This window comes from Neobacillus cucumis (assembly GCF_016908975.1).
Classification (GTDB): domain Bacteria; phylum Bacillota; class Bacilli; order Bacillales; family Cytobacillaceae; genus Neobacillus; species Neobacillus cucumis.
In genome coordinates, this window is sequence record NZ_JAFBEX010000001.1 from 44,030 (window position 1) to 69,505 (window position 25,476).

Here is a 25,476-nt window from a genome sequence, read left to right on the forward strand (position 1 = left end):
ACTCCCATTGGAAGTCTCAAAAGCTTCAACGTTCAGTTAGTTTTTCATCTTCGGGTCAAGAACATCTCGGAGACCATCCCCCATTAAGTTAAAACCTAACACCGTCAGCATGATGGCCATCCCTGGAAAGAACAATGTCCATGGCGCTTGGGTAATATAATTCTTTGAATCTGCCAGCATCTTCCCCCATTCTGGTGTTGGCGCCTGTGCCCCCATTCCCAGGAATCCAAGTGCTGCTGCTTCAATTATAGATGTGGCAATGGCTAGAGTAGCTTGGACAATTACTGGTGAAATACTGTTAGGTAAAATATGCAGGAAGAGAATTCGTGAATCCCTCATACCTACAGCTCTTGCAGCCATAATATATTCTTCTTGTTTAACACTCAGCACCCTCGAGCGGACAAGCCGTCCAAAGTTGGGAATATTTATTACTGCTATAGCAATTAGAGCATTTTGTAAGGATGGGCCAAGGATGGCCACAACCGCAATAGCTAATAAAATGCTTGGAAATGCAAGCAAAACATCAAAAACACGCGAGATGATGGTATCAACCCAGCGGCCATAATATCCTGCTATAATTCCTAAGATGGTTCCACAAATAACAGATCCTAAAACAGAGAAAAAGCCAACCCACAGGGAAATTCTAGCTCCATAGACAATACGTGAGAAAATGTCACGGCCAAAATCATCTGTGCCGAACCAATGGTGGCCCGAAGGCGGGAGCATACGGTCGGCTAGTACTTGCTCTTTAAAACTATAGGGAGCAAGTATCGGGGCCAGTATGGCAATCATGATAAAAAAAACAACAATTCCTAAACCCACTAGTGCTAATCGGTTTTTATAAAATGAAATCCATGCATCCTTCCACGGGGTAGGCAGCTTCTCTTCAACTACTTCGGCAGCTATATGTGCCGGTCTTTTTGCTAGCTCAGCCACTCATAAACCCCTCCCTTATTTGGTATATTTAATTCTTGGATCTATAAAAACGTATAATAAATCCACTATTAGATTGATAAGAACAAAGATAGCCGCGATGATTAAAATGCCTGACTGAATCACCGGATAATCGCGATAACCAATCGCATCATATAAATATCTGCCGATTCCTGGCCAGCCAAAGATTGTTTCTGTCAGGATGGCACCACCCAACAGAAGGCCTGTTTGCAGCCCAATGATTGTTAATACCGGAATAATGGCATTTTTTAATGAGTGTTTATAGACTACCCCAAACATACTTAGACCTTTTGCTCTTGCTGTACGGATGTAATCGGATTTCATCACTTCAAGCATGGCCGTACGAGTCATCCTGGCTATAATCGCCATCGGAATGGTAGCTAGCGCTATGCTTGGAAGGATCAAATGTTTGAGCACTACGATAAACTGATCAAATCTACCTTGTAGCAATGTATCTAGTAAGTAAAGATTGGTAATAGCGGATATAGGATCCCGAACATCCTCTCTTCCTGTAGTTGGGAGCCACCCTAAATGTATGGAAAATACCCACTGCTCCATTAATCCAAGCCAAAATATTGGAAGTGATACTCCAACAAGAGCAAGGACCATGGCAGCATAATCAAACCATGATTTTGAGAACCAAGCACTAACAATCCCTGCGTTTACTCCTATAACAACAGCAATACACATGGATACAATCGTTAATTCCGCTGTTGCAGCAAGGAAAGGCCAAATTTCCTGATTAATTGAACCTCTTGTCCTCAAAGAAATGCCTAAATCTCCATGGAGCAATGCTTTTATATATTCGAAATATTGTATATACCAAGGTCTGTCCAATCCTAGTTGCTTTGTCAGCACAGCAATCGATTCTTCCGTTGCTCTTTGACCAAGAATGACTTGGGCTGGATTCCCAGGAATGGCATGGATAATCGCAAAAACAACCAGGGTCATCCCAATTAAAACGGGTATTAAAGAGAACAGGCGGCGGACTGTGTAAGTAAACAATTCTTTTCACCTCTTTTGTATTGAATAAAAGAGAGGGAAAAATCCCTCCCTTTTTACCTTCTTATTTGAATTCAACTTTTGTCAGAGGTTCTGAGCCTGTTGGGTTCGGCAGATAATTAACTACGTCTTTCGCTGCTGCTAATAATGGTGTAGAGTGTACGAGCGGCACCCATGGAGCATCATCATGGATAATCACTTGAGCTTGCTCATAAAGGGCATTACGCTTTGCCTGGTCTGTTTCTGTCTGGGCTTTAATTAAGATATCGTGCAATTGGTCATTGCTGTAGTAGGAATAGTTATTACTTCCAATGCTGTCTTTATCAAGCAAGGTGTATAAGAAGTTATCGGGATCACCATTATCCCCTGTCCATCCAAGCATGAACATATCAAACTCACCTTTAGCTGCTTTCTCTAAATAGGTTGCCCAGTCAACCGATTGTATTTTGACTTTGACACCAATCTTACTTAGGCTTTCTTGAATGACCTCTGCTACCTTTTGTGCTTCAGGCATATACGGACGAGCTACCGGCATCGCCCAAAGGTCCGTTTCAAATCCTTTTTCGTAACCGGCCTCTTTTAATAATTGTTTGGCTTTCTCTAAATCATATGGGTACGGCTCAATGGACTTGTTATAGCCTTCAATCGAAGGAGGCATTGGATTAACAGCCTCTAAAGCCTTACCTCCATAAAACGCATCGATAATCGCTTTTTTATCAATCGCGTAATTCATCGCTTGGCGAACAAGCTTGTTGTCAAATGGCTTATGAGTGGTAGTTAATCCAATATACCCTACGTTCATAGATGGACGTTCAATCACTTGGAGCTGGTCATTTGCTTTTACTGTTGCTTCATCTGAATTGTTCAAACCATCCATTATGTCTATTTCGCCATTAGCTAGGGCGTTAAGACGAGCCGTATTTTCAGGAATGACACGAAAAACAACTTTGTTTAACTTAGGATAGCCTTTTTGCCAGTAATCAGGGTTTTTCTCGAGGGTAATTGAGTCGTTTTCTTTCCAATCAACAAATTTAAAAGGACCTGTTCCAACAGGATGTTCTCTAAATTTGTCACCGTATTTTTTAACAGCCGTCGGACTGGCAATTCCAAACGGAGACATGGCCAAGTTCTTTAGGAATGGCGCCTGTGGTCTGGTCAATACAAACTGAACGGTATAATCATCAATGGCTTTTACCTCTTTAATAACGTGACCTTTATCCCCTTTATAACCACCAAACATGGTGTAGTAAGGGAAGCTGTCCGCGTTTCCATTCATCCAGCGGTCAAAGTTAAATACAACTGCTTCTGCATTAAAATCCGTGCCATCGTGGAATTTAACTCCTTGCCGAAGATTAAATGTGTAAGTTAATCCATCCGGAGTAACTTCCCATGATTCAGCAAGTCCGGGGTGAATAGTGGTGTCTTGGTCGCCATATTGTAGTAGGTTTTCAAAAATGTTGTCGGTTACTTTAAATGTTTCTCCTTCTGTTGAGGTTATAGGGTCTAATGAGGTAGAATCTCCTCCACGGCCATATACGAGAGTATCCTTTTTCGTTTCACTTCCAGAGGCAGGTTCTTTCTTTCCCCCTGCTTGGTTTGATTTGCTGTTGCACCCAGCCAAAAACATACTAATGGCTAGCAAAGCGATCAACAGCAGTTTAAAAGAACTTTTTTTCCTCATAACGTTTGTTCCTCCCAATTATTTTTATTTATTATCATGAATGAGACATATCACTTGTTATATAAGTGACATGCAACAAGATGACCCTTTAGATCATGTTCTCGAGGTCTAGTTGTTTTACAAATATCCAATCCCTGTGAACACCTGGTATGGAAGGCACAGCCTGATGGAGGGTTTGCTGGACTTGGCATCTCACCCTCAATGAAAATCATTTCCTTCTTACTATCGGGGTCCGGAATAGGTACCGCTGCAAGCAGTGCCTTTGTATAAGGATGATACGAATTTTGATATAACTCTTCACTTTCGGCTAACTCTATCAATCTTCCTAAATACATCACACCGACCCGATTACAAATGTGTCTGACTACCCCTAAATCATGGGAAATAAATATATAGGTAAGCTGAAACTCGTTTTGAATATCCTTCATTAAATTTAGGACTTGGGCCTGAATAGAAACATCTAATGCTGAGACGGGTTCATCGGCAATAATCAGCTTTGGTTTCGTCATAAGTGCCTTGGCTATTCCAATCCGCTGACGCTGTCCGCCGCTAAATTGATGAGGATATCGTTTGGCGTGGTAGCTGCTCAAGCCAACTACGTCAAGCATATCCCTTACCTGCTTCCGCCTTTCTTCTTTTGTCCCTATTCCATGTACAATCAATGGCTCTTCAAGAATCTGTTCAATTGAATGTCTGGGGTTTAAGGAGGCATAAGGATCTTGAAAGACCATTTGTATATCGCGCCGCAATCTTCTTAATTCTGACTTTGACATTCTAGTAATTTCTTGATCTTCGAAGAGAATCTTCCCGCTGCTGGCTTCAATCAAGCGCATCAGTAAGCGTCCAGTAGTCGATTTCCCACAGCCGCTTTCACCGACAATACCGAGCGTTTCTCCTTTTTTTACATAAAAAGAAACATCATCCACAGCCTTTACTTCCCCTTGTTTCCTGCCAAAAAGTCCACCTGTTATCGGAAAGTATTTTTTAAGACCATTAACCTCAAGTAGTAACTCCGGCATGCTGATCACTCCCCTCCTTTACTGAATGTAAAAAGCAGCGTACTAAATGTCCATCATTGCTAGAAACATATAATTTCGGATCTTCCGTTTGGCACCTTGCAAAGGACTCTGAACATCTAGCAGCAAAGCGGCAGCCTTGTTTCACTGTACCTGGCGCCGGGACTGTTCCCGGAATACTATAGAGCCGTTCTTTATGTTCTCTTATATCGGGTGCGGATTTTAATAGTCCCTTTGTATAGGGATGCCCAGGATTCTTCAGTACTTCCCTGACTTCACCTTGCTCCACAATTTGCCCTGCATACATGACCATCACTTTTTCACAAATACTTGCAACAACTCCTAAATCATGCGTAATGAGGATGATAGAAGTATTCGTTTTTTTATTTAACTCCTTCATTAGCGCGAGAATTTGCGCTTGAATCGTGACATCTAGTGCTGTTGTGGGCTCGTCCGCTATTAATACCTCAGGATGGCAGGCCATTGCCATTGCAATCATTACCCGCTGCCTCATCCCTCCTGATAATTGGTGAGGATACTCCTTTAAAATCCCTTCTACTCTAGGAATCCCAACAAGCCGCAATAATTCGATACTACGCATCTTTGATTCTTTTTTTGTTAGATTGGTATGTAACCGAATCGTTTCCTTTAGTTGGTTCCCAATGGTGAATAAAGGATTTAAGGATGTCATTGGTTCCTGAAAAATCATGGATATTTGATTACCACGTATTTTTCTCCACTCGCTCTCAGAAATATTCGTTATCTCTTTTTCCTCAAAAATAATGCTGCCATTGTCCACTTTTCCCTGAGGCGATGGTATTAACCCCATTACAGATAAGGCGGTGACACTCTTGCCGCTTCCTGATTCACCAACGATTCCGAGTATTTCTCCCTCTTTTAATTCAAAACTCACTCCATCAACAGCAGGGATATATTTCCCTCCCGATTGAAATGACACTTTTAAATCATTAATTCGCAGAATAGGCCCTTTCTCCACCTTCACACCTACTTTTCTCTTTTCTACTATTCGAAACAAAAGCTTCTATAATCTATTGAATTTTAGAACCAATTATTCATACAACTTTTCGACTTTCCACTTTAAAGAATTGACTAAACTAAAAAATGGTGCCTGACACCATAGTGTCAGGCACCTAGATTACTTCTTGATCCCAGTGTAAATATTTATCGCATCTCTTAAAAATTCAGCTGTACCGGGCTGCTCCTTATCATAGTAAGCAGTAAATCTTTCATCATCAACATACATTTGAGCAAGACCGGCATGGGCCTCTTTACTGTATTCGTTCCAATAAAACAATAACCATTGCTTATGCAGCTCAGCCGCTTTTTGGGCCAATTCTCCTTTAGGATCACCTGTTTTAAAAGCCTCCGCTAAAGTGAGTTTGATTTTTTCAGCTAACGCAGTTACTTCATTATACTGCACCTCGGTCATATTCGTTACCTTAGCATTCGATTGATCTACCTTGTCATTACCATATTTTTGGCGTATTTCTTGCCCAAATTGTTTTTCATTATCCTCAATCATCTTTTTCTTAAAACCTTCGAACTTTTCTTTATTAGACATCTCCATTCTCCCTTCCGTTAACGCAATAGTTTTATCGACATTAGCAATTAATAACTCTAATTGCTTCTTTTTCTCAAGGAGTTTTTCACGATGTTCTCTAAGTGCGGCCGCACCATCAAATGAAGGATCTGTGATTATTTCTTTAATTTTATCTAAGCTGACATCTAATTCTCTAAAAAAAAGAATCTGCTGCAGCCGGTCGACTTCTTCCTGGCCATAGATCCGATATCCTGACGAACTAATTCTTGCCGGCTTAAGAATCCCTATTTCGTCATAGTATCTTAGCGTTCTAGTGCTGATACCCGCCAAAGAAGCCAACCTTTGCACTGTATACTCCACACCATCACCTCCTCTAAATCAACAATACACCTTTACGCAACGTCAAAGTCAATCACTGTAAAGCCTATTTTTAAAAGTAAAGCGCAAGCGCCTTGCTCAGCCCCGACAAGCACAAGACAAGCCAGCCGAAAGGTTGCTTTTTAACCTTTTGGATGGCTTGTCTTGTGACCTCGAGGGGCTAGGCGCTAGAGCTGGACAATTCTCAAAGTCAATTTTTATAATTTCTTATCTTAAAAAAAAATGGTGCCTGTCACCAATTAAATAGAGTGAATAATAATTCTTGTCAGAAATGAGATATTATTCCCAAAAAACTTTCTTTTTACCCTTGGTAATCCTGAATATATTGAATTATCTAGGTTTTTATTTATTACAAATCTATTTTCCAAAAAAAGTTTTTGACAATTCAAAAATACAAAATTATTATAGAATAATGTAAAAGGAGGTTATTTAATGTCAAACATAAATAAACAGAAAATTGTGGATAGTGTACCTCAGAAAGGATTCTTTGGTCACCCAAAAGGTTTATTTACCCTTTTCTTCACCGAATTCTGGGAGAGATTTTCGTATTACGGAATGAGAGCTATTCTCGTTTACTATATGTATTATAGTGTAACCAAGGGCGGTTTAGGCATGGACCAAACCTTGGCATTGTCTATTATGTCCATTTATGGTTCCCTCGTATATATGTCAGGGATTATTGGCGGCTGGTTCGCTGACCGTATCTTTGGTACCTCAAAAGCAGTTTTCATTGGTGGAATTCTCATTATGCTGGGTCACATTGCCCTTGCCATTCCTGGAAGTATCGCCTTTTTCTTTGTTTCAATGGTACTAATTGTCTTGGGTACCGGATTATTAAAACCAAATGTTTCAACCGTTGTTGGTGAAATGTATGCTGAAAACGATAACCGCCGTGATGCTGGTTTTAGTATTTTTTACATGGGTATTAACGCAGGTGCCTTTCTTTCACCATTAATTGTTGGATCTAAAACCATCATGAATACTAGCTTCCACTTGGGATTTGGTATCGCAGCGGTAGGTATGTTCCTTGGACTTATTTTATTCCTTATAACAAAGAAGAAAAACCTTGGACTTGCTGGAACAACGGTAACAAACCCGTTTACATCTGCTGAAAAGAAAAAAGTATATACTTATTTCGCTTTTGCGATTATTGTTATTGCTATTATTTGTTTTATGACGATTCCAAGTGGGAAATTAACATTTGAAGGATTTATTAATATTGTAAGTATTCTAGGAATACTAATTCCAACTATTTACTTTATTCGTATGTACACAAGCCCTAAAACTACATCTGTAGAGCGCTCACGTGTTATTGCATATATTCCGTTATTTATTGCTTCCGTGATGTTCTGGGCTATTCAGGAGCAGGGTTCTACCATCCTTGCAAACTATGCTGATAAACGTACACAATTAGATTTTGCTGGATTGCATATTTCTCCAGCGTGGTTTCAATCATTAAACCCTTTATTTATTATTGTATTGGCTCCAGTATTCGCGGCAATTTGGGTGAAATTAGGAAAGCGTGAGCCTTCCATTCCGCAAAAATTTTCACTTGGCTTATTATTTGCCGGTTTATCCTTTATGGTGATTCTTGTTCCTGCTTATTTCGGTGGAACGGACTCGTTAGTAAATCCATTATGGCTCGTTCTTAGTTATCTAATTGTTGTATTAGGTGAATTATGTTTATCACCTGTTGGACTATCAGCTACTACAAAATTAGCCCCAGCAGCATTTTCTGCGCAAACGATGAGTTTGTGGTTCTTATCAAGTGCAGCTGCCCAGGCATTAAATGCACAGGTAGTTAAATTCTATACACCTGCATCAGAAATGACCTACTTTGGTGTAATCGGCGGTGCTTCCATCGTCCTTGGGATGATTCTATTAATGCTAGCACCAAAGATTCAGGGATTAATGAAAGGCATTCGGTAAAAAAAAAGGTGAAAATCTCTTTTAATTAAAAGAGAACTTTCACCTTTTTTTATTTATCTGTAAGATTATTCAATTCATCCATTAACTGTTTCGTCCGTTTGGCGTTACCTTGGGCAAAGTTCTCAAGTCGCTCTTTTAATACATCATTATCATGAATTCGCTCTGCTGTTATGAGATACGTCCGCATCAACTCTTCTTCCATTTCTTTAGAATTTTCAAGAATGGCTGCAAGTTTTTCCTTTTCTTCGTTATCCTTATCCTTATTGGTAAACGGATTCAAATCCATTGAGAAAGGACCTCCTTTTTTTACTTATATCCTTCCCTAACCAACTTGGATTTATATTATTTATTTAATTGACTATCATATATAACATCATTAAGAGCTTGTTGTAATGTACCTTTGAATTCTGCGATAAAAAAGAGCCCATCCTTAAAAAGATGAGCTCTACTGTTTATAAACTTCGGTTTAAAAAAGCCTTTGTTCGTTCAAATTGAGGATTGGTAAAAATTTCAGACGGAGGTCCAGACTCGATAATCTCCCCATTGTCCATGAAGATAACCCGATTTGCTACTTCTTTTGCAAAACCCATTTCATGTGTAACCACAATCATGGTCATATGCGATTCTGCTAAATTCTTCATTACTTGAAGAACTTCCCCTGTTAATTCAGGATCAAGAGCTGAGGTAGGCTCATCAAACAATAGGATATCAGGGCTCATCATAAGTGCCCGTGCAATGGCTACGCGCTGCTTTTGCCCGCCCGATAAATTAGCTGGATACGCCTTAGCTCGGTTTAATAGACCGATTTTATCAAGAAGTTCCGAGCTTCGCTGCTCCAGGGCGGCAGCAGTTTCCTTTTTCACCAATTTAGGAGCAATCATCAAATTTTCCTGAACAGTGAGATGCGGGAACAAATTAAAATGCTGAAAAACCATTCCCATTTTGGCGGTAATCTGCTTGATTTCAGAGAGTTTTGGATAGACCCCCTCTTTCACCAAATAATCCCCTGCAACACTGATACTGCCTGCGTCAACTTGTTCAAGGTGGACAAGACTTCGAAGCATCGTGCTTTTACCGGAACCAGACGGACCGATGACTGCTACAACATCATTTTTATTTACATCAAAAGTAATATTTTTTAAAACATCTAAATTCCCATAAGATTTTTTGAGGTTTGAAACTTCAATGATTGACATAAATCACCCATACCTTTATTCAAATCTAAATCTATTTTCAATCCACTTGAATACTAGTGTTAATACAAGAGTCATCAAAAGGTAAATAACCCCAGCGACAACGAATGGTACAATGGTAAAATCACGATTGACTGCTGTTTCGGCAAAATGCAATAATTCTGGTACTGCGACTGCATAGAGGAGCGCGGTATCTTTTACGAGTGTAACAGACTCATTCGCGACTGCCGGAAGAGCAATCCGGAACATTTGCGGCAAAATAATTCTAGTTGTCATTTGCCAGCGATTCAGCCCTAGTACTTGGGATGCCTCGTATTGCCCTTTATCAATGGCCAATAGCCCGCCTCGAAAAATTTCCGCAAAATAAGCGGCATAATTTAAAATAAACCCTAAGCACGCTGCAACAAAACGGTCCAAAACGAGATACTCACCGATAACAGGAATCATTGGCAGCCCAAAACAGATAAACAATAATTGCAATAACAGTGGTGTTCCCCGCATAACATAGATATAAGTTTGAGCAAGCCATGACAATGGTTTAATTTGGCTTCTCACTGCTAATGTTAATAAAAAGCCTAATGGAATCGCCAGTACAATTGCAATGAAGAACAATAGGACGGTCATCTGGGCCCCTTCAAGCATTGGCGGCAAGATCGAAATAATATAATCAATAGACATTCAACATTTTCCTCCATTTAGAAAAACATAAACTTACGAATTGCAGGTACCAACTTACATGTTAGACCAGAGTTTCACTTTTCCTATTAACAAACAAAACAGGCTTTCCTACGGAAATCCTGTTTTACCTCAATCGATACTACTTTAATACCTTATCTTCTCCAAACCACTTAGTTGAAATTTTCGCTGCCGTACCATCTGTACTCATGTCATTAAGGGCTTTTTGAAGTTTTTTTAGTAAATCTTCATTTCCTTTTTTCACACCTACTCCGTATTCTTCCGGAGCAAGGGATTCATCTAATATTTTAAAAGTATCTTTTTCTTTTGTCATATAATAATTAATGACAACTTCATCAATAACTACAGCATCCAAACGACCGCTCTTTAAGTCATTTAAAGCTGAAACATTATCTTTAAACTCAGTAATGGTCTTTAATTTTGATTTAATTGGGTTCGCATTTAATGCATCAGATGCCGAAGAAAGTGATTGCAGACCTACAACCTTACCTGCTAAATCAGAAAGTTTAGTGATGTTAGAATCATTTCTAGTTACTACTACCTGAGCATTTTTTAAATATGGCTTTGTAAACAATACCTTTTTCTTCCGTTCATCTGTTATGGTATATCCATTCCAAATAAGATCAATCCGTCCGCTGCTAAGTTCAGACTCTTTTGTACTCCAATCGATTGGCTGAAACTGTACCTTTTTGCCCATTTTTTCGGCTGCAGCTTTTGCTAAATCTATATCAAATCCAACAATTTTGTTATTTTCATCTCTGAATCCCATTGGAGCAAATTTATCATCAATCCCGATGACCAGTGTATTGTCATTCCCATTTCCAGATGTTTTGCCTGAGCAAGCAGTCAAAAGAGAAAATACGGCTGCAATGGCCAAGATAATTGTTGCAATACGTTTCATCATGTATAACCACCTTTTACAAGATTAATAGTAAAAACCCTTTAGTACGTTAACATATTATCATACTAACACATTATAACATTATAATATTTTAAAATACAATCATTTTCCACTTACCTTTATTTCATCATACAAATAAAGGCAGCTCCCGATTAGGAAGCTGCCTTTACTTTTTCTTTAAATTTTTATACCAGTATATTGACTCTCAAGCTGCTTAATTCTTTCAAACAACTCTTGATTGACTGGTGTAGGGATTCCGTATTTTTTACCGAGTTCCACTACTGTACCAGAAAATAAATCAACTTCACTGAACCGTCTAGCCTCGACATCTTGCGCCATCGACGGCTTTCCATCTGGACTTAAAGTTCCTAGTACCCTTAACCAATAATCTAAATCATTTTCCGTTAGCTTAACTCCTTCTCTTGATGAGAGGGCAATCACCTCTCTCATCGCTGAGATCATCATGCTTCTTGCCGGTCCATCCTGCTGCACTTCACCATAGTCGCTTTCAAATACCGCAACCGTTTGATTAACCCCAACATTTAGCATGAATTTACCCCAAAGCCTTTTTCCCATGTCGGGGTCAGTCTCATATGGGATCTCCATTTTTTCAAAAAAATCAGCTAAACGGTTTACCTTTTCCGAATTTAGCACTGGTTCTTTTTCACCAAAACAGAGCATGCCCATATGATCATAAGTTAAACGGTTCCCCACTTTTACAGCATCCATACCTTGTGCCACACAATACAACACTTTCTCAATACCATATGCCTCACCAATTATTTCTTCACTAGTGATTCCATTTAAGAGAGAGATAATCAGTGTTTTCTTACCAACATGGTGTTTTACTGATTGAATGGCCTCATTTAAACCATTAAATTTAACTGCGATAATCAGTAAATCAGCAGGCTCGCACACTTCTTCAGGTGTCATATATTGAAAATGACAGAGTTCTCCATTACAATAGACACCCTCGTCTTGATAACTTTGAATTCGGGTTCGATCAGCGATTATTCTTAAATCAGCCGAAGGGATTTTTTTGGATAATTGGTTACCAAATAAAATTCCTAATGCTCCCAAACCAATCAACGAGACTTTTTTTATGGTCATCATTCTTCACCTTAGATTCTTACAGACCATCCAAAAGGATCTTCTTTTATGCCATTTTGGATTCCCGTTAGTGTATCATATACTTGCTTCGATAAAGAACCAATCTCTCCATTATTAATCAACATTTTCTCGTTTTTCCATAGTAATTCTCCGATTGGAGAGATAACAGCGGCCGTTCCTGAACCAAATGCTTCCTCTAATACTCCATCCTGATAGGCCTGCTGAATTTCATGGATTGAAAGCTTTCGCTCAACAACTGGTACATTCATGTAATTCAATAGCTCGATAACCGATTTACGGGTAATCCCTTCAAGGATGCTCCCATTTAAAGCCGGAGTTATAACCTCACCATTGATTTTAAAGAAGACGTTCATACTGCCAACTTCTTCGATATATTGATTCTCTTTACCATCAAGCCATAACACCTGTGAATAACCATTTTTCTCGGCAATTTCGCCTGCCTTTAAGCTTGCTGCGTAGTTCCCTGCTGTCTTAGCATTTCCAGTTCCGCCAGCAACAGCACGTACATATTCACTTTCCACAGCAATTTTAACCGGATTGATACCCTCTTTATAATAAGCACCTACTGGTGAAAGAATAATCATAAATTGATAGGTTTTTGCAGGATGTACACCCAAAAATGCTTCCGTTGCGATCATAAATGGACGGATATAGAGGGATGTCCCTTCCGCAGTAGGAATCCAATCCCGTTCAATTTGAATTAATTGCTTTAAGGCGCTTAGTGCACCCTCCTCATCAAGTTCTGGCATAACTAACCGGTCATTGGATCTGTTAAACCGTTTAAAGTTTTCATCTGGTCTAAACAATAAAACTTGTTCGTCCTTAGTCATATATGCTTTTAAGCCTTCAAAGACTGTTTGTCCATAATGGAAAACAGTTGCAGCTGGGTCTAGCGTAATGGGTTGATACGGGACAATTCGAGGGTCATGCCATCCTTTGCCTTCTGTATAGTTCCAGATAAACATATGGTCAGTAAAGTATTTCCCGAACTCTAAATTGTCAAATGATGGCTTTTGTTTTTTTTCTGTGCTTAGAGTGATATCAATTTTTAGCTCCTTCATGATTACGGCTCCCATCCTTAGTTCCTATAAATCCTTGAAAATAAAAATATAGTCACATAATTTTAATACTATTTTGATTATTTTATCACATTTTTTTGAATAATGGGGCAAATAAGAAATTATCCAAATAAAAACAATTACTAATATACTCTTCTAAAAGAAAAAAGCAAGTAAGCATGTCACGAGCGACAGAACCTACTTGCTTTTTTTACTATGAATCTCTTACCCCAGCACTACTTTATTGTTTTGCTTGGCAATTTCAGCAGCCACATCCACAATCATGTCCTCTTGACCGCCAACCACTTTTCGCTTTCCTAATTCTATTAAAATATCACGTGAATCCACGCCGAATTTTGCGGCAGCCCGTTTGGCGTGAAGAGCAAAGCTTGAGTATACACCCGCATACCCTAATGTTAAACTGTCTCTTGTAATTTCCTGCGGCACTTGTAACATAGACGCCACAATCTCTTCCGCTAAATCCATCATTTTATATAAATCTACTCCTGTTTTGATTCCCATCCGTTCACAAACCGCTACCAATACTTCTGTCTGGGTGTTACCTGCTCCAGCACCAAGGCAGCGTACACTTCCGTCAATACGAGTTGCTCCCTCTTCAATCGCCACAAGTGTATTGGCCATTGCAAGTGATAGATTGTTATGACCATGGAAACCAATATTAATACCCACAGACTGTTTCAAGGCACGAATCCGTTCACGCACTTGGTCAGGCAGCAGAAAACCCGCTGAGTCTACAACATATACCGTGTCTGCACCATAGCTTTCCATTAATTGGGCTTGTTCTACTAATTTATTAACTGGTGCCATATGATTCATCATTAAGAATCCTACTGTTTCCATTCCTAATTCTTTTGCATAAGCAATATGCTGTGGAGCTACGTCTGCTTCTGTTACATGGGTGGCAATCCGAGCCATTTTCGCACCTAAATTAGCGGCTTCTTTTAATTCATGCAACGTACCAATTCCAGGTAGAAGCAGTACCGCGATTTTAGACTTATCTGCTACCGATACAGCTGCTTCAATTAATTCCATTTCATTGGTACGAGAAAGACCATACTGTAAGGAAGACCCTGCTAGTCCATCTCCATGAGATACTTCGATAAAAGGTACATGGGCACCATTTAATGCTTTCGTTATTTTAAGTACTTGCTCGACCGTGAATTGGTGGTTAATCGCATGGCTTCCGTCCCGTAAAGCTACCTCCGTAATGAGGATATCTCTTTCATTTTTCATTTTATTTCCCTCCTATCAGATCAAACTGTTTCTTTTGTAAGTAGTTTTTTTGCGAATGCCTCAGCAATCTTCACACCTGCTGATGTCATGATATCTAGGTTTCCTGCATATTTTGGCAGGTAATCACCAGCACCTTCTACTTCTAAAAATATAGTCACTTTATTACCATCAAAAATCGGTTCCGTGCGAAGTCGATAACCAGGTACATATGATTGAACCACTTTAATCATTTCTTCAATTGATTTCGTAATGGCTTCTTCGTCCATACTTCCTTCTTCTACAAGTGCATAAACAGTATCCCGCATGATAATGGGCGGTTCCGCTGGGTTTAGGATGATAATCGCCTTACCTTTTTTGGCTCCGCCAACCTTTTCAATTGCTCGTGATGTTGTCTCAGTAAATTCATCGATATTTGCCCGAGTTCCAGGTCCTGCACTTCTACTAGAAATGGTGGCCACAATTTCAGCGTACTCTACCTGAGCTACTCGGTTAACAGCATGAACCATTGGAATGGTTGCTTGACCGCCGCAAGTAATCAGGTTGATGTTATTCTTATCCAAGTGGTCTTCTATATTAACGGCAGCACATACATAAGGCCCTACAGCTGCAGGTGTCATATCGATTACTTTTATACCTGCCTTTTTTAAAACTTTAGCATTATAAAGATGTGCTTTTGCACTTGTTGCATCAAAAACGATATCCGCTTTTAAATCTGGATCTTCAAGGAAACCATCAATTCCTGTATCTACCCCTGCATAACCTAATTCTCTAGCACGTCGTAAACCATCTGATTGCGGGTCAATACCAATGACAGCAGTTAGTTCTAAAAATTCAGAGCGTCCTAGTTTGACCATTAAATCTGTTCCGATGTTCCCCGAGCCAAGGATGGCAACTTTTACTTTTGACAAAATAGATCTCCTCCTAAACTTCCATTTTTATGTATGCACTCACTAAAAGATGAATTATTACCCTAAATAACCTAACCCTTTTGAAATCTCAGCAGCTGCTTTTTTAATCCCATTGATGACCTTTGGAAGCCGCTTTTCATCTAACCTTACCTTTGGGGCAGCACAGCTGATTGAAGCGATTACATTGCCTTGATGATTAAAAATCGGAGCAGCTATACATTTTAGCCCAAGCTCAATTTCTTCATCATCAACCGCATAACCTTGTTCCCGTATCGTTGGTAAAAGCTTTTTGATATCCTCAATATTTGTTGTCGTAAATTCCGTAAATGCTTCCAAGTTGGCTGAGGATAATATTCGATCTGTTTCTTCTTCACTTAGCTGAGACAGAATCGCTTTACCGACACCGGTGCAATGAAATGGGGCCCTTTTCCCAATATGCGAATAAATGGTAAGAGCACTGGGACCTTCTACTTTTTCGATGTAAATAAGTTCATTTCGCTGTAGGGTTACTAAGTGAACGGTTTCATTTAGATCGTCAACAAGTTCTCTAATAATCGGTCTGGCTATTCTGCCGATATCCAGATGTTTTCCTACATAGTTTCCTAGTTCAAGAAGTCTAATTCCTAGCCGATATTTCAAATCATCTGGATTTTGTTGAAGATAGCCTCGGTGCTCTAATGTTTTGATAATGCCGTGAACGGTACTTTTTGATAAGTTCAATCTGTCGCTCATTTCTTTGATACTTAGTTCTGGAGTTGAAGTTAAAAATAGTTCTAGGACATCTGCTGCTCTTTCTATTGATTGAATCAAACGTTCCGCCACTATGGATTCTCCTTTTTGTTCGACATTATCGAATGACGTTCGTAAATATTTAATACTCTTTTATACTAATCCTTATTTGATTATTCTGTCAATACTTATTACAAAAGTTGAGCCATAAAAAAAGCCAAATTTTCCTTAAGAAAAATTCAGCTTAAAATCAATAATTATTCACCATCCTATTTTAGTACAAAGCAGATAATACTCCGGTCTTCACTTAAGTCCCAATCCACGAAAATATCGGCAACAGGATTCCGGAAGATTTCTTCAAAACGCCCATCTCTATGCAAATAGGACTTTTCTAGTTCATCCTTGGTAACTAGCAAAGTATGTTCATATCCCTTAGCGATTAACATCTTTTCAATCTGAACTAAGATCCCTTCTCTTTTTACCACATGTATTTTTGGAGAGATACAGATCGCCTCTGTTTTTTCCGGCCTTTTTTGTACCAAAATACTAATTCTTTCAACCTCATTAATTAAAGGTTTCGGATCAAACGAGATAGGTTGATTCTGACTAACAGGTTCATTAATATCACCTTCGAATTGAACCGTGATCATTCCTGTATTTTGCGGATAATTCCAATCATGATAAAAGCATTCGACATCTTGTTCAAATTCTAATTCAATAATCCCTCTTAATTGGTTAAGGACCGTTTTCATAACGATATTACGCGAAATTTCAATATTATCAGGATTACCGTTCTCAAGCAAAGTAGATTCCAATGGCGACAAAAACCCCCGTATATAAAAAACCAAAAATCGCTCATTCGCATAAGCATAGCAAGATTCCGGACCACGTCCAAAATTTTTCCTTAACAATTTACTTGTTAGACTGCTTATATCCATTAGCTTTTGTTGCAGTGGCACTGACATCCGTAATTCGACCTCACTTTCAACAAGCAAAAAAACTGCCTAACACTATCATGTCCAGACAGCAAAACTTTATTGAATTTTTAAGTATAAACCTTATTGAAACTAAAGATTAAGTAACTTTTATTTTTTTTATAGTCCCACATGATAAATAAATCCTCAATCGTTCGATTAAACATGTCTTCAAATAATTCTCTATGCTGAAAGTATCCCTTTTTAATTTCCCTGACATGGGTAAATAAAAGGTCTGTACTCCCCTGTTCTGATAATAAATAATCCAACGGAAGCATGACCCCCTTTGATTCAATCGCACAAATATTCTGAGTGTATTTAACAATCTTTAACTCGTCGGGGATTTTATGCAGCTTTGAACCAACTATTCTACATAAACGAAATAATTTCCTCTCGAAACTTTCATCAATCTTCACATCAGGATTGAAACTATGATTGACTAAAAGTATAATGCCCGAATTAGAATGATAATTCCAATCTTGATAGAGCGATTCAAAGGGAATGTCTAATAGTTCGGAGGCCTCGTCCATTATTTCTTTGGTCATGGCTTCAATGACAGATGTCCGAAATTTCATCACCAGATTATATTCTTTCTTATCTGTTAAAATTTCTTCGGCAGGCGTCAAAAAATTACGGATATAAACATATAATCTGTTTTCTCTTAAGACTGTATAACATGTTTCCGGTCCTTTTCCAAACCCCCGCTTTAATATTTTACTAACTGAACTGCTCAGAGATAGCAAATCCTCTTGAGTTGCAACCATTCAAATCCCCCTTGATACAATATAAAAAGGCCTAACTTCACAAAAGGAAGTTAGGCCACGGTTAAGACGACTTTTAAAAATTAGTTTCTACCATTTACCATCACAATGAGAATATATTATTATAATAAATAGGCTTTAATCATGTTTCCCAAAACTAATGACAGCAAGACATTAGGCAAAATTAATAATAACATTAAATTCACAGGAAAACAACAATATTAGCTGAAAAATTACGATGAAATAAAAATTATTGTTCTGAAAATAGAGGAAATTCCACATGAATAGTTGTTCCATTCCTACTACTTTCTATAAATAAATCCCCTTTATGTTCTTTTATTATTTGTCGGCTTACCAACAGCCCCAGCCCCGTTCCATTTTCTTTTGTGGTAAAAAAAGGCTGGCCTATTTGATTAAGTATATCTTCAGGAATTCCGCTGCCTTGGTCGGTTATACTAACTCGGACCCGACCGCCAACAAGAGGCATTGCATTTATACGCAGCATCCCCCCCTCGGGCATGGCTTCAATTGCATTTTTTATATAATTAATAAAAACTTGTTTCAATTGATTATTATCACCAATAATCCATGTATTAGTGAAATTAAACTGTGTTTCCATTTGAATATTATTTAAGAGGGCCTGCGAAGCCATTAAGGTAATAACCTGCTCTAATAAACTCTGAAGATTTACCCGCTCATACTTTTGTTTGTTTGGCTTTGCGAGGACCATTAACTCTTTTAGAATTTCTTCAATCCGGTCAATTTCGGAATTAATAATTTCAAAATAGATTCTATTCCCCACGTTTTCTCCCATTAGTAAATGTAAAAAGCCCTTGATGGCGGTAATGGGGTTGCGGATCTCATGGGCAATCCCGGCAGCCAGCTGACCAGCGGTAGCTTGTTTTTCAGATAAACGAGATAAATTATTAATTAAGGCATGATACTCTTTTTCACGTTCCATCGCTAACCTGTTCTGCTTTATAGATGTGATATCCTTAATGACTAGATACGCGCCAAGGTAATCCTGTTCAAAAAAAATAGGAATCGAAGTAACGTTTACATCTAAGATACTTCCTTCAATGACTTGTAGCTGGGCATCAAAGTTATCAAGTTTTTCCTGTTCTCTCCCTTTAAAGAAGGTTTGCTCTTGATTTAAATAGTCTGAAACAAACAATTTATTTAATGTTATCTGATGCAAAGTATCCCTCGAATAACCTAATAAGGGTTCACAAGCATGGCTGGAATATTCAATTTTCCCTTCTAGGTCAACTAATATAAATGCATCACGATTTTTAGATAGGATCGAAAAGTCCTTATCCATGTTCGTATCCCTATATACTTTTAAAAGAACACTCTTTCGATCGGTTCCATGCATTACCATAAGGCAGACCCTCCTTTCTTAATTTATGAAATAAAAAAGCCACAATAAGAGCAGGGAATTCCCTGCAGCTTACTGTGGCTTTAAAATCTAGCATCAATTTCTAGAATTCGTTACCATTTTAAGTTTTAACTATCTTCTCCATTATCCGGTAGAATAGAGCAATTACTCTATGTCCATCTTAACTATATAATATTTTCCCATTTTTGGCAATAAGTTATCAGTATTTTCTTAAAGTTCCATTAAAACCTTTTTCACTTATGTACCGCAAAAGGTTTGGTAAGGACGAATAGACGGCTCAGGCAGTGTACAGTATTCCTCCTGTTCCGGATTGTGTGCATACGGGTTTGAGAGTACTTGTAATAGTTTGTTCATTACACTGTAATCCCCTTGAGTAACTGCGGCTTCAAGTGCTTCTTCTACCCGGTGGTTCCGGGGGATTACCGCAGGGTTACTGTTTTGCATTAACCGATTTGATTCCTCTTCCGTTTCCTTCTGACTTCCAAGTCTGGCCTGCCACCGCTCCTTCCATTGTAAAAATTCAGGTTTCTCAAATAACTTTTTATCATCATATTGAGCAAAGGTTAAGCTGCGGAAAGTATTAGTGTAGTCGACCTGATACTTATGCATTAGATTGAGGAGCTCTTCAAATAAAGATTCATCCTGTTCCCCTTCGTTAAAAATGCCTAGTTTTGATCTCATTCCTTTAAGCCAATTGGTTTGATATAAGTTTGTGAATTGTGAAATAGTCTCCTGCGCTAATTGGACAGCTTGCTCCTGATTTTCATGTAGAAGAGGCAATAAGGTTTCTGCAAATCGTGCCAGATTCCATCCGCCTATATACGGCTGATTAGCATAGGCGTAGCGCCCTTCTCTGTCAATGGAACTGAAAACAGTTGACGGATCATACTGATCCATAAAGGCGCAAGGTCCATAATCTATGGTTTCTCCACTAATGGTCATATTATCAGTGTTCATCACTCCATGAATAAAACCTACTAGCTGCCATTTGGCAATCAAAGCGGCCTGTCGTTTAACAACTTCTTGAAGCAGTGCAAGGTATCGATTTTCCTCACCCTCAATATTGGGATAATGACGCTTTATGGTGTAATCGGCCAAAGCTTGAAGATCATCCACATCGCCTTTACCTGCTGCATATTGAAAAGTTCCAACACGGATGTGACTAGCAGCAATCCGCGTTAAGATTGCACCAGGAAGCAGGGTTTCACGGATAATGGTTTCTCCTGTTGTGACCACTGCCAAACTTCGCGTTGTCGGAATTCCCAGTGCATGCATGGCTTCACTGATAATATATTCACGAAGCATGGGTCCAAGTGCTGCCCGGCCATCTCCCCCGCGGGAGTATGCAGTTCTGCCTGGACCTTTGAGCTGAACATCAACCCTGTCACCTTGAGGTGTTATCTGCTCGCCAATTAAGATGGCCCGGCCATCTCCTAACATAGTAAAATGACCAAATTGATGACCAGCATAGGCTTGCGCAAGCGGTGAAGCACCTACGGGTATCTTATTACCCGCAAACACCTCCGTGTTCTCTTCGCTTTGCAGTGCTTTAGCATCCAAACCTAAGGATTCTGCCAAGGGTACATTAAGAACGACTAACTTTGGAGAATTTACTGGGGTCGGGTTCTGTGTTGTAAAAAATGATTTAGGAAGTCGTGCGTAACTGTTATCAAAGTTCCAACCTAGTTTTGTCATCGGTAGCTCCTTTTCTACATATATTTATATTTATAATTTGTATTAATAGGTGATATTCCTTTTTGATTTCTGCCTCCGTATTATTATTATATCTTTTCGTCTCCAATGTCATGTGAGATATGCTTTTATCAGGAATCAAAAAGGCTGCATCCTTGAAGATAGCAGCCTCATTTTGAATGGTTCACTATATTTTGGTAATCCTGTTTAGTATCCACATCTATAATCGCACCTTCATCATCAATGGGAAGGTAAATATGTTGATCAGCGTATTTAAAGATTGGTTTAGCCCCTTGGTCCCCGTTTATTGTTTTCAGATAAGGGATCATAGGAGCAGAAATAAAAACGGGATGTCCAGGTGTTCCATTAAAAGTTGGTTGAACAATGCTTTTAGATTGTGCCAATCCCTTTTCAATGATTACCTTGAGGATTTGGTCGATTGTGGATGTCTTTAGCAATGGTTGGTCACCCAAGAATACTAAAATACCACTTGATTCATTATGAAAGGAATCTATTGCGGCCTTTATCGAACTACTTAATCCGACTAAGAAGTGCTCATTAATGATCCAATTAAACCGATCATCTTGAACATGTATAGCCTCTCTCAGTTCATCTGCCTTATAGCCCACAACTGCTAATACAGCTTTAAACGGAAATGATAAAACTTTTGTTAAAACAATCTCTAGCATCGGTTTTCCCTCAATCGGAAGCAAAGGCTTAAACTCCCCCATCCTAGAGGAAACACCCGCTGCTAAAACAACTGCTTTTATCGGAACCAAATTTTCTTATACCTCCTCACCATTTTTCTTTATTCTTTTATCATAAATTCACGTTTTAGCACTCAACCTAAACCATATTCTTTTATTTTGTTGTATAGCGTCCCCCTTGAAATACCAAGCAAACTCGCTGCCGCACTTTTATTTCCATACGTTTTTCTTAATGCCTCTTCTATTTGCGACGCTTCGGCATTTTTTGAGGAAATTTCCGTCGTGCTACTTTCAACTTCTTCTTCATTCTTACTAACAATCACTTTGCTTTTTATGTTGTCTGGCAATTGTTCACTTGTAATAATCTGTTTATCATTTAGTAGAACCATCCGTTCGATTGCATTCCTGAGTTCACGCAAATTCCCAGGCCAATCATAGTCCACTAAGTAGCGCATCGTTTCGGGATGAATCCCAGGAGCCATTTTTTTATACTTGGAGCTAAATTCCTTGAAATATTTATCAACCCATGAGGCAATATCTTCTTTTCTTGTCCGAAGCGGCGGAATATCGATTGTTATGACCGAGAGATGAAAGTAGAGCTTTTCATTAAGACTTCCTTCTCTTAGCAATAGGTCAATGGATTCGGATGTTGAGGTTATAATTCGGGTAGGAGCTGTAATCTTTTCTCCCCCTCCAACCCTGTAAAAACTATGGTCGACTAGGTAGTCTAGCAACTTCCCCTGAATGGATAACGGCATTTTATCAACATCTTCAATAAATAACGTACCATTAGAAGCCTGTTCAATCCTTCCAATTTGCAAAGTTTGCTGTTCGGAGGTGTCGATATCCTTTTGAAAACCAAAAAGTTCAATTTCCAACATAGCCGCTGGAATGACTGAACAATTCAAGGTGATAAATGCTTCTTCTGCTTTGGCACCGCCATAATGAATTGCTTGCGCCAGCATTTCCTTACCTGAACCAGGTTCACCTGTTAAATGGACAGGTATGTCAGCATGAGCAACTTTTTGCGCAATTTTCAAGGCCTCTTGAAATCTCGAGCTTCCCGTAACAATACTAGAAAATGGATTTGTTTTAGAGACTAGTAAAGATGAATTTGAATCCAGCTCTTCGTTAAGCCGGATAATATTGGTAATATTATGTTCGGTAGCGACACCGCCGATTATTTCGTTATTAATTATTATCGGTAAGGCATTTATCAAAACATGCGTATCTTTATTTGGACGATGATACTCCCCTCTTACAGGCCGCCCTTCACTCAGTATTCGATGAAGGATAACAGATTCATCATTAAAGTGCTCACCGATTCTTTTACCCAAGATAAATTTCTTTTTTATTTTGTATGTCTCTTCTGCTGTTGTATTCCAGTAAACCACATTTCCTGCTTCATCCACGGCTGTAACAGAATCGCTTATGGTCTCTGCCAAGGTTTTAAAATAAGCTGAACTCTTAAGGTTCTCTTTCTTAAGTTTTGCTATTTCCTTCCCTGATGTTAGAATTCCCATGTATTCCCTTTCATCTTTAAAAAGGACCGGTCTCCTCCAGTCCACTTCCGCCGTAAGACCTTTGTCAGCCGAAACGACTGTTGAGGGCAGCCAGTTCAGATGTAGAAGCCAATCAATAATAGGCGTAAAGTCGTTTCCTATAGCCATCAGGTTATATTCGTAGTTATTAATGATAAAGTATGTTCCACCAGCTACAATGACAAAATTATACTCTTTCAGTTTCTTTTTTATTTCAGTTAATGGTGTACGATCATTTACAATTGTAAAGGAGTAATCCAATTGATATTGTGCACTTTTGAACATACTAAAATCCTTTCCCACTTTTTTTATCACTTTAACACAAAATGAAACGCTATATCCACTTAATCGCTTCATTTTAACTCTCCTTACTGTAAATGCGCAAAGCCAAGATTCCAGTAAAAAAGCTGAATCCGTTGGAACGGATATCAGCTTTGTCAAACAGGATGATTGAACCTTTTCTTGAAATTTCTAGTGGGGATATTAAGCTGATTGTTTATATCGATCAAATTCCCTTTTTAACTGTTCACTAGGTTCCGGAGTAGCCAGACTAACAATCCAGATTGCGGTCAAACTGACAAGGAACCCTGGAATCATCTCATATAGACTTTTCGCTAATACTGGGACATTTGCCCAAATAATGACGGTAATGGCTCCGGAAATTATTCCGGCAAGAGCCCCCCACCGATTCATTCGTTTCCAGTAAAGACTTAATAAAATAACAGGACCAAAAGCAGCTCCAAATCCTGCCCATGCATAGGCAACAAGCGAAAGAATTGTTCCATTTTTATTGAAAGCAAGTAACACAGCAATGAACGATACCACCAGGACCGAAAGCCTGCTCACGAGCAGCAGCTCTTTGTCTGTTGCAGATCTGCGGAAGAATGTTTTATAAACATCCTCTGTCAGGGAACTGGCCGTCACCAAAAGCTGTGAAGAAATCGTACTCATCACCGCCGCTAATAACGCAGCTAACAAAAATCCAGTAATAAGAGGGTGGAAAAGAATTTCACTTAATTTAATAAAAATCGTTTCTGGATCTGCAAGATTTAGTCCTTGTTTTGAATAAAAAGAGATTCCAATAAACCCAGTAAACATCGCTCCTCCGACAGAGAAAATCATCCATCCCATGCCAATTCTCCGAGCTTTTTTAATCTGTTTAACAGATGAGATTGCCATAAAGCGTACAATGATATGAGGCTGTCCAAAGTAGCCTAACCCCCATGCCATTAACGAAATAATTCCCACTAATGAAGTCCCTTTAAAAATATCAAATAACTTAGGATTAATTCCTTTTATCTCAGTAAAAGCCGGTCCAAACCCGCCTACCTCCATAATAGTGACAGTCGGAACAAGAATTAGAGCAACCACCATGATTAATCCCTGAACAAAATCAGTCCAACTTACCGCTAAAAACCCGCCAAATAGAGTATAGCCAATTACTACCGCAGCGACGATCCAAAGGCCTGCCTGATAGTGCAGATTGAACGTTGATTCAAAAAGCACCCCGCCTGAAACCATTCCGGATGAAACATAGAAAGTAAAGAAAACAATAATGACAAGTCCGGAAGTTAACCGCAGCATGGACGACTGATCCCCAAAACGATTTTCCAAATAAGCAGGAATCGTCATTGAATTATTAGCTGTTTCTGTATAAATTCTTAGTCTTGGAGCTATGTAAAGCCAGTTTAAGTATGCGCCTATTGTCAGACCAATGGCAATCCAAGATGCGCTCAAGCCTTGGGAAAACATTGCACCAGGCAATCCCATTAGCAGCCATCCGCTCATATCAGATGCCCCGGCACTTAATGCAGTAACTGCAGCTCCTAGGCCCCTTCCGCCAATCATATAATCTGCTAGATTAGAAGTTCGTTTGTAGGCGAAATAACCAATAAACAGCATTCCCACCAAATAAATACCAATCGAAATAAGTATCTGTGTATTCAATCGTCATCCCCCGTTCTTCGTATCAACCTTAAATTAAAGCGTTTACATTCGTAGAAGACCCCTT

Annotated in this window: 23 protein-coding genes; 1 reads left to right on the forward strand and 22 read right to left on the reverse strand. The window is 39.0% G+C overall.

Annotated elements, in window-relative coordinates:
• Positions 1 to 36: 36 nt before the first annotated feature.
• From JOC76_RS00210 to JOC76_RS00235, 6 genes are all read right to left on the reverse strand, one after another.
• Positions 37 to 936, reverse strand: coding sequence for an ABC transporter permease (locus tag JOC76_RS00210; RefSeq protein WP_205175131.1), 900 nt, complete (start codon positions 934 to 936; stop codon positions 37 to 39).
• A 15-nt stretch (positions 937 to 951) separates the two neighbouring features.
• Positions 952 to 1,959 (reverse strand): ABC transporter permease, encoded by a 1,008-nt coding sequence (locus JOC76_RS00215; RefSeq protein ID WP_205175133.1) that lies wholly within the window; start codon positions 1,957 to 1,959, stop codon positions 952 to 954.
• A 61-nt stretch (positions 1,960 to 2,020) separates the two neighbouring features.
• Positions 2,021 to 3,637, reverse strand: coding sequence for an ABC transporter substrate-binding protein (locus JOC76_RS00220; RefSeq protein WP_205175135.1), 1,617 nt, complete (start codon positions 3,635 to 3,637; stop codon positions 2,021 to 2,023).
• A 50-nt stretch (positions 3,638 to 3,687) separates the two neighbouring features.
• Entirely contained in the window at positions 3,688 to 4,656 is a 969-nt protein-coding gene (locus JOC76_RS00225) for an ABC transporter ATP-binding protein (RefSeq protein ID WP_205175137.1), read from the reverse strand.
• Complete coding sequence (locus JOC76_RS00230; protein ID WP_205175680.1) at positions 4,637 to 5,650, reverse strand: ABC transporter ATP-binding protein; 1,014 nt, start codon at positions 5,648 to 5,650, stop codon at positions 4,637 to 4,639. Before JOC76_RS00230 ends, JOC76_RS00225 begins: the two co-directional genes overlap by 20 nt.
• 159 nt (positions 5,651 to 5,809) lie before the next feature.
• Positions 5,810 to 6,574: a MerR family transcriptional regulator gene (locus tag JOC76_RS00235; protein ID WP_205175139.1), complete on the reverse strand. Its 765-nt coding sequence runs from the start codon at positions 6,572 to 6,574 to the stop codon at positions 5,810 to 5,812.
• Positions 6,575 to 7,024: 450 nt separating this feature from the next.
• Between JOC76_RS00235 and JOC76_RS00240 the strand changes: the two genes are divergently transcribed.
• Positions 7,025 to 8,521 carry a peptide MFS transporter gene (locus JOC76_RS00240; protein ID WP_205175140.1) on the forward strand — a complete coding sequence of 499 codons (1,497 nt, stop codon included), beginning with the start codon at positions 7,025 to 7,027 and terminating at the stop codon, positions 8,519 to 8,521.
• Between the two features lie 49 nt (positions 8,522 to 8,570).
• Here the strand turns inward: JOC76_RS00240 and JOC76_RS00245 are convergent, their stop codons facing one another.
• The 16 genes from JOC76_RS00245 to putP form a co-directional block, all read right to left on the reverse strand.
• Positions 8,571 to 8,807: a hypothetical protein gene (locus JOC76_RS00245; protein ID WP_205175141.1), complete on the reverse strand. Its 237-nt coding sequence runs from the start codon at positions 8,805 to 8,807 to the stop codon at positions 8,571 to 8,573.
• A gap of 166 nt (positions 8,808 to 8,973) precedes the next feature.
• Entirely contained in the window at positions 8,974 to 9,717 is a 744-nt protein-coding gene (locus JOC76_RS00250) for an amino acid ABC transporter ATP-binding protein (protein ID WP_239557449.1), read from the reverse strand.
• A gap of 15 nt (positions 9,718 to 9,732) precedes the next feature.
• On the reverse strand, positions 9,733 to 10,392 hold the full coding sequence (locus JOC76_RS00255) for an amino acid ABC transporter permease (RefSeq protein WP_205175142.1): 660 nt from the start codon (positions 10,390 to 10,392) through the stop codon (positions 9,733 to 9,735).
• A gap of 139 nt (positions 10,393 to 10,531) precedes the next feature.
• Complete coding sequence (locus JOC76_RS00260) at positions 10,532 to 11,311, reverse strand: amino acid ABC transporter substrate-binding protein (RefSeq protein WP_205175683.1); 780 nt, start codon at positions 11,309 to 11,311, stop codon at positions 10,532 to 10,534.
• Between the two features lie 177 nt (positions 11,312 to 11,488).
• Entirely contained in the window at positions 11,489 to 12,424 is a 936-nt protein-coding gene (locus JOC76_RS00265; protein ID WP_239557450.1) for a ketopantoate reductase family protein, read from the reverse strand.
• A gap of 8 nt (positions 12,425 to 12,432) precedes the next feature.
• On the reverse strand, positions 12,433 to 13,503 hold the full coding sequence (locus JOC76_RS00270) for a branched-chain amino acid aminotransferase (protein WP_205175144.1): 1,071 nt from the start codon (positions 13,501 to 13,503) through the stop codon (positions 12,433 to 12,435).
• A gap of 222 nt (positions 13,504 to 13,725) precedes the next feature.
• Positions 13,726 to 14,754: a 4-hydroxy-2-oxovalerate aldolase gene (dmpG, locus tag JOC76_RS00275; RefSeq protein ID WP_205175145.1), complete on the reverse strand. Its 1,029-nt coding sequence runs from the start codon at positions 14,752 to 14,754 to the stop codon at positions 13,726 to 13,728.
• A gap of 20 nt (positions 14,755 to 14,774) precedes the next feature.
• Positions 14,775 to 15,662, reverse strand: a complete 888-nt coding sequence (locus JOC76_RS00280) for an acetaldehyde dehydrogenase (acetylating) (protein ID WP_205175147.1) — start codon at positions 15,660 to 15,662, stop codon at positions 14,775 to 14,777.
• Positions 15,663 to 15,719: 57 nt separating this feature from the next.
• Positions 15,720 to 16,484, reverse strand: a complete 765-nt coding sequence (locus JOC76_RS00285) for an IclR family transcriptional regulator (protein WP_205175150.1) — start codon at positions 16,482 to 16,484, stop codon at positions 15,720 to 15,722.
• Between the two features lie 176 nt (positions 16,485 to 16,660).
• Positions 16,661 to 17,356, reverse strand: coding sequence for a Na-translocating system protein MpsC family protein (locus tag JOC76_RS00290; RefSeq protein WP_239557451.1), 696 nt, complete (start codon positions 17,354 to 17,356; stop codon positions 16,661 to 16,663).
• A gap of 80 nt (positions 17,357 to 17,436) precedes the next feature.
• Positions 17,437 to 18,129 (reverse strand): Na-translocating system protein MpsC family protein, encoded by a 693-nt coding sequence (locus JOC76_RS00295; RefSeq protein WP_205175152.1) that lies wholly within the window; start codon positions 18,127 to 18,129, stop codon positions 17,437 to 17,439.
• 247 nt (positions 18,130 to 18,376) lie between these two features.
• Complete coding sequence (locus JOC76_RS00300) at positions 18,377 to 19,507, reverse strand: ATP-binding protein (protein WP_205175154.1); 1,131 nt, start codon at positions 19,505 to 19,507, stop codon at positions 18,377 to 18,379.
• 255 nt (positions 19,508 to 19,762) lie between these two features.
• Positions 19,763 to 21,220: a protein adenylyltransferase SelO gene (locus tag JOC76_RS00305; RefSeq protein WP_205175155.1), complete on the reverse strand. Its 1,458-nt coding sequence runs from the start codon at positions 21,218 to 21,220 to the stop codon at positions 19,763 to 19,765.
• 167 nt (positions 21,221 to 21,387) lie between these two features.
• The gene (locus tag JOC76_RS00310; RefSeq protein WP_205175156.1) at positions 21,388 to 21,996 is read right to left on the reverse strand and encodes a nucleotidyltransferase family protein; all 609 of its coding nucleotides are present in this window, start codon (positions 21,994 to 21,996) and stop codon (positions 21,388 to 21,390) included.
• 62 nt (positions 21,997 to 22,058) lie between these two features.
• Positions 22,059 to 23,822, reverse strand: a complete 1,764-nt coding sequence (locus JOC76_RS00315; RefSeq protein WP_239557452.1) for a sigma-54 interaction domain-containing protein — start codon at positions 23,820 to 23,822, stop codon at positions 22,059 to 22,061.
• Positions 23,823 to 23,948: 126 nt separating this feature from the next.
• Positions 23,949 to 25,412: a sodium/proline symporter PutP gene (putP, locus tag JOC76_RS00320; protein WP_205175157.1), complete on the reverse strand. Its 1,464-nt coding sequence runs from the start codon at positions 25,410 to 25,412 to the stop codon at positions 23,949 to 23,951.
• Positions 25,413 to 25,476 lie beyond the last annotated feature (64 nt).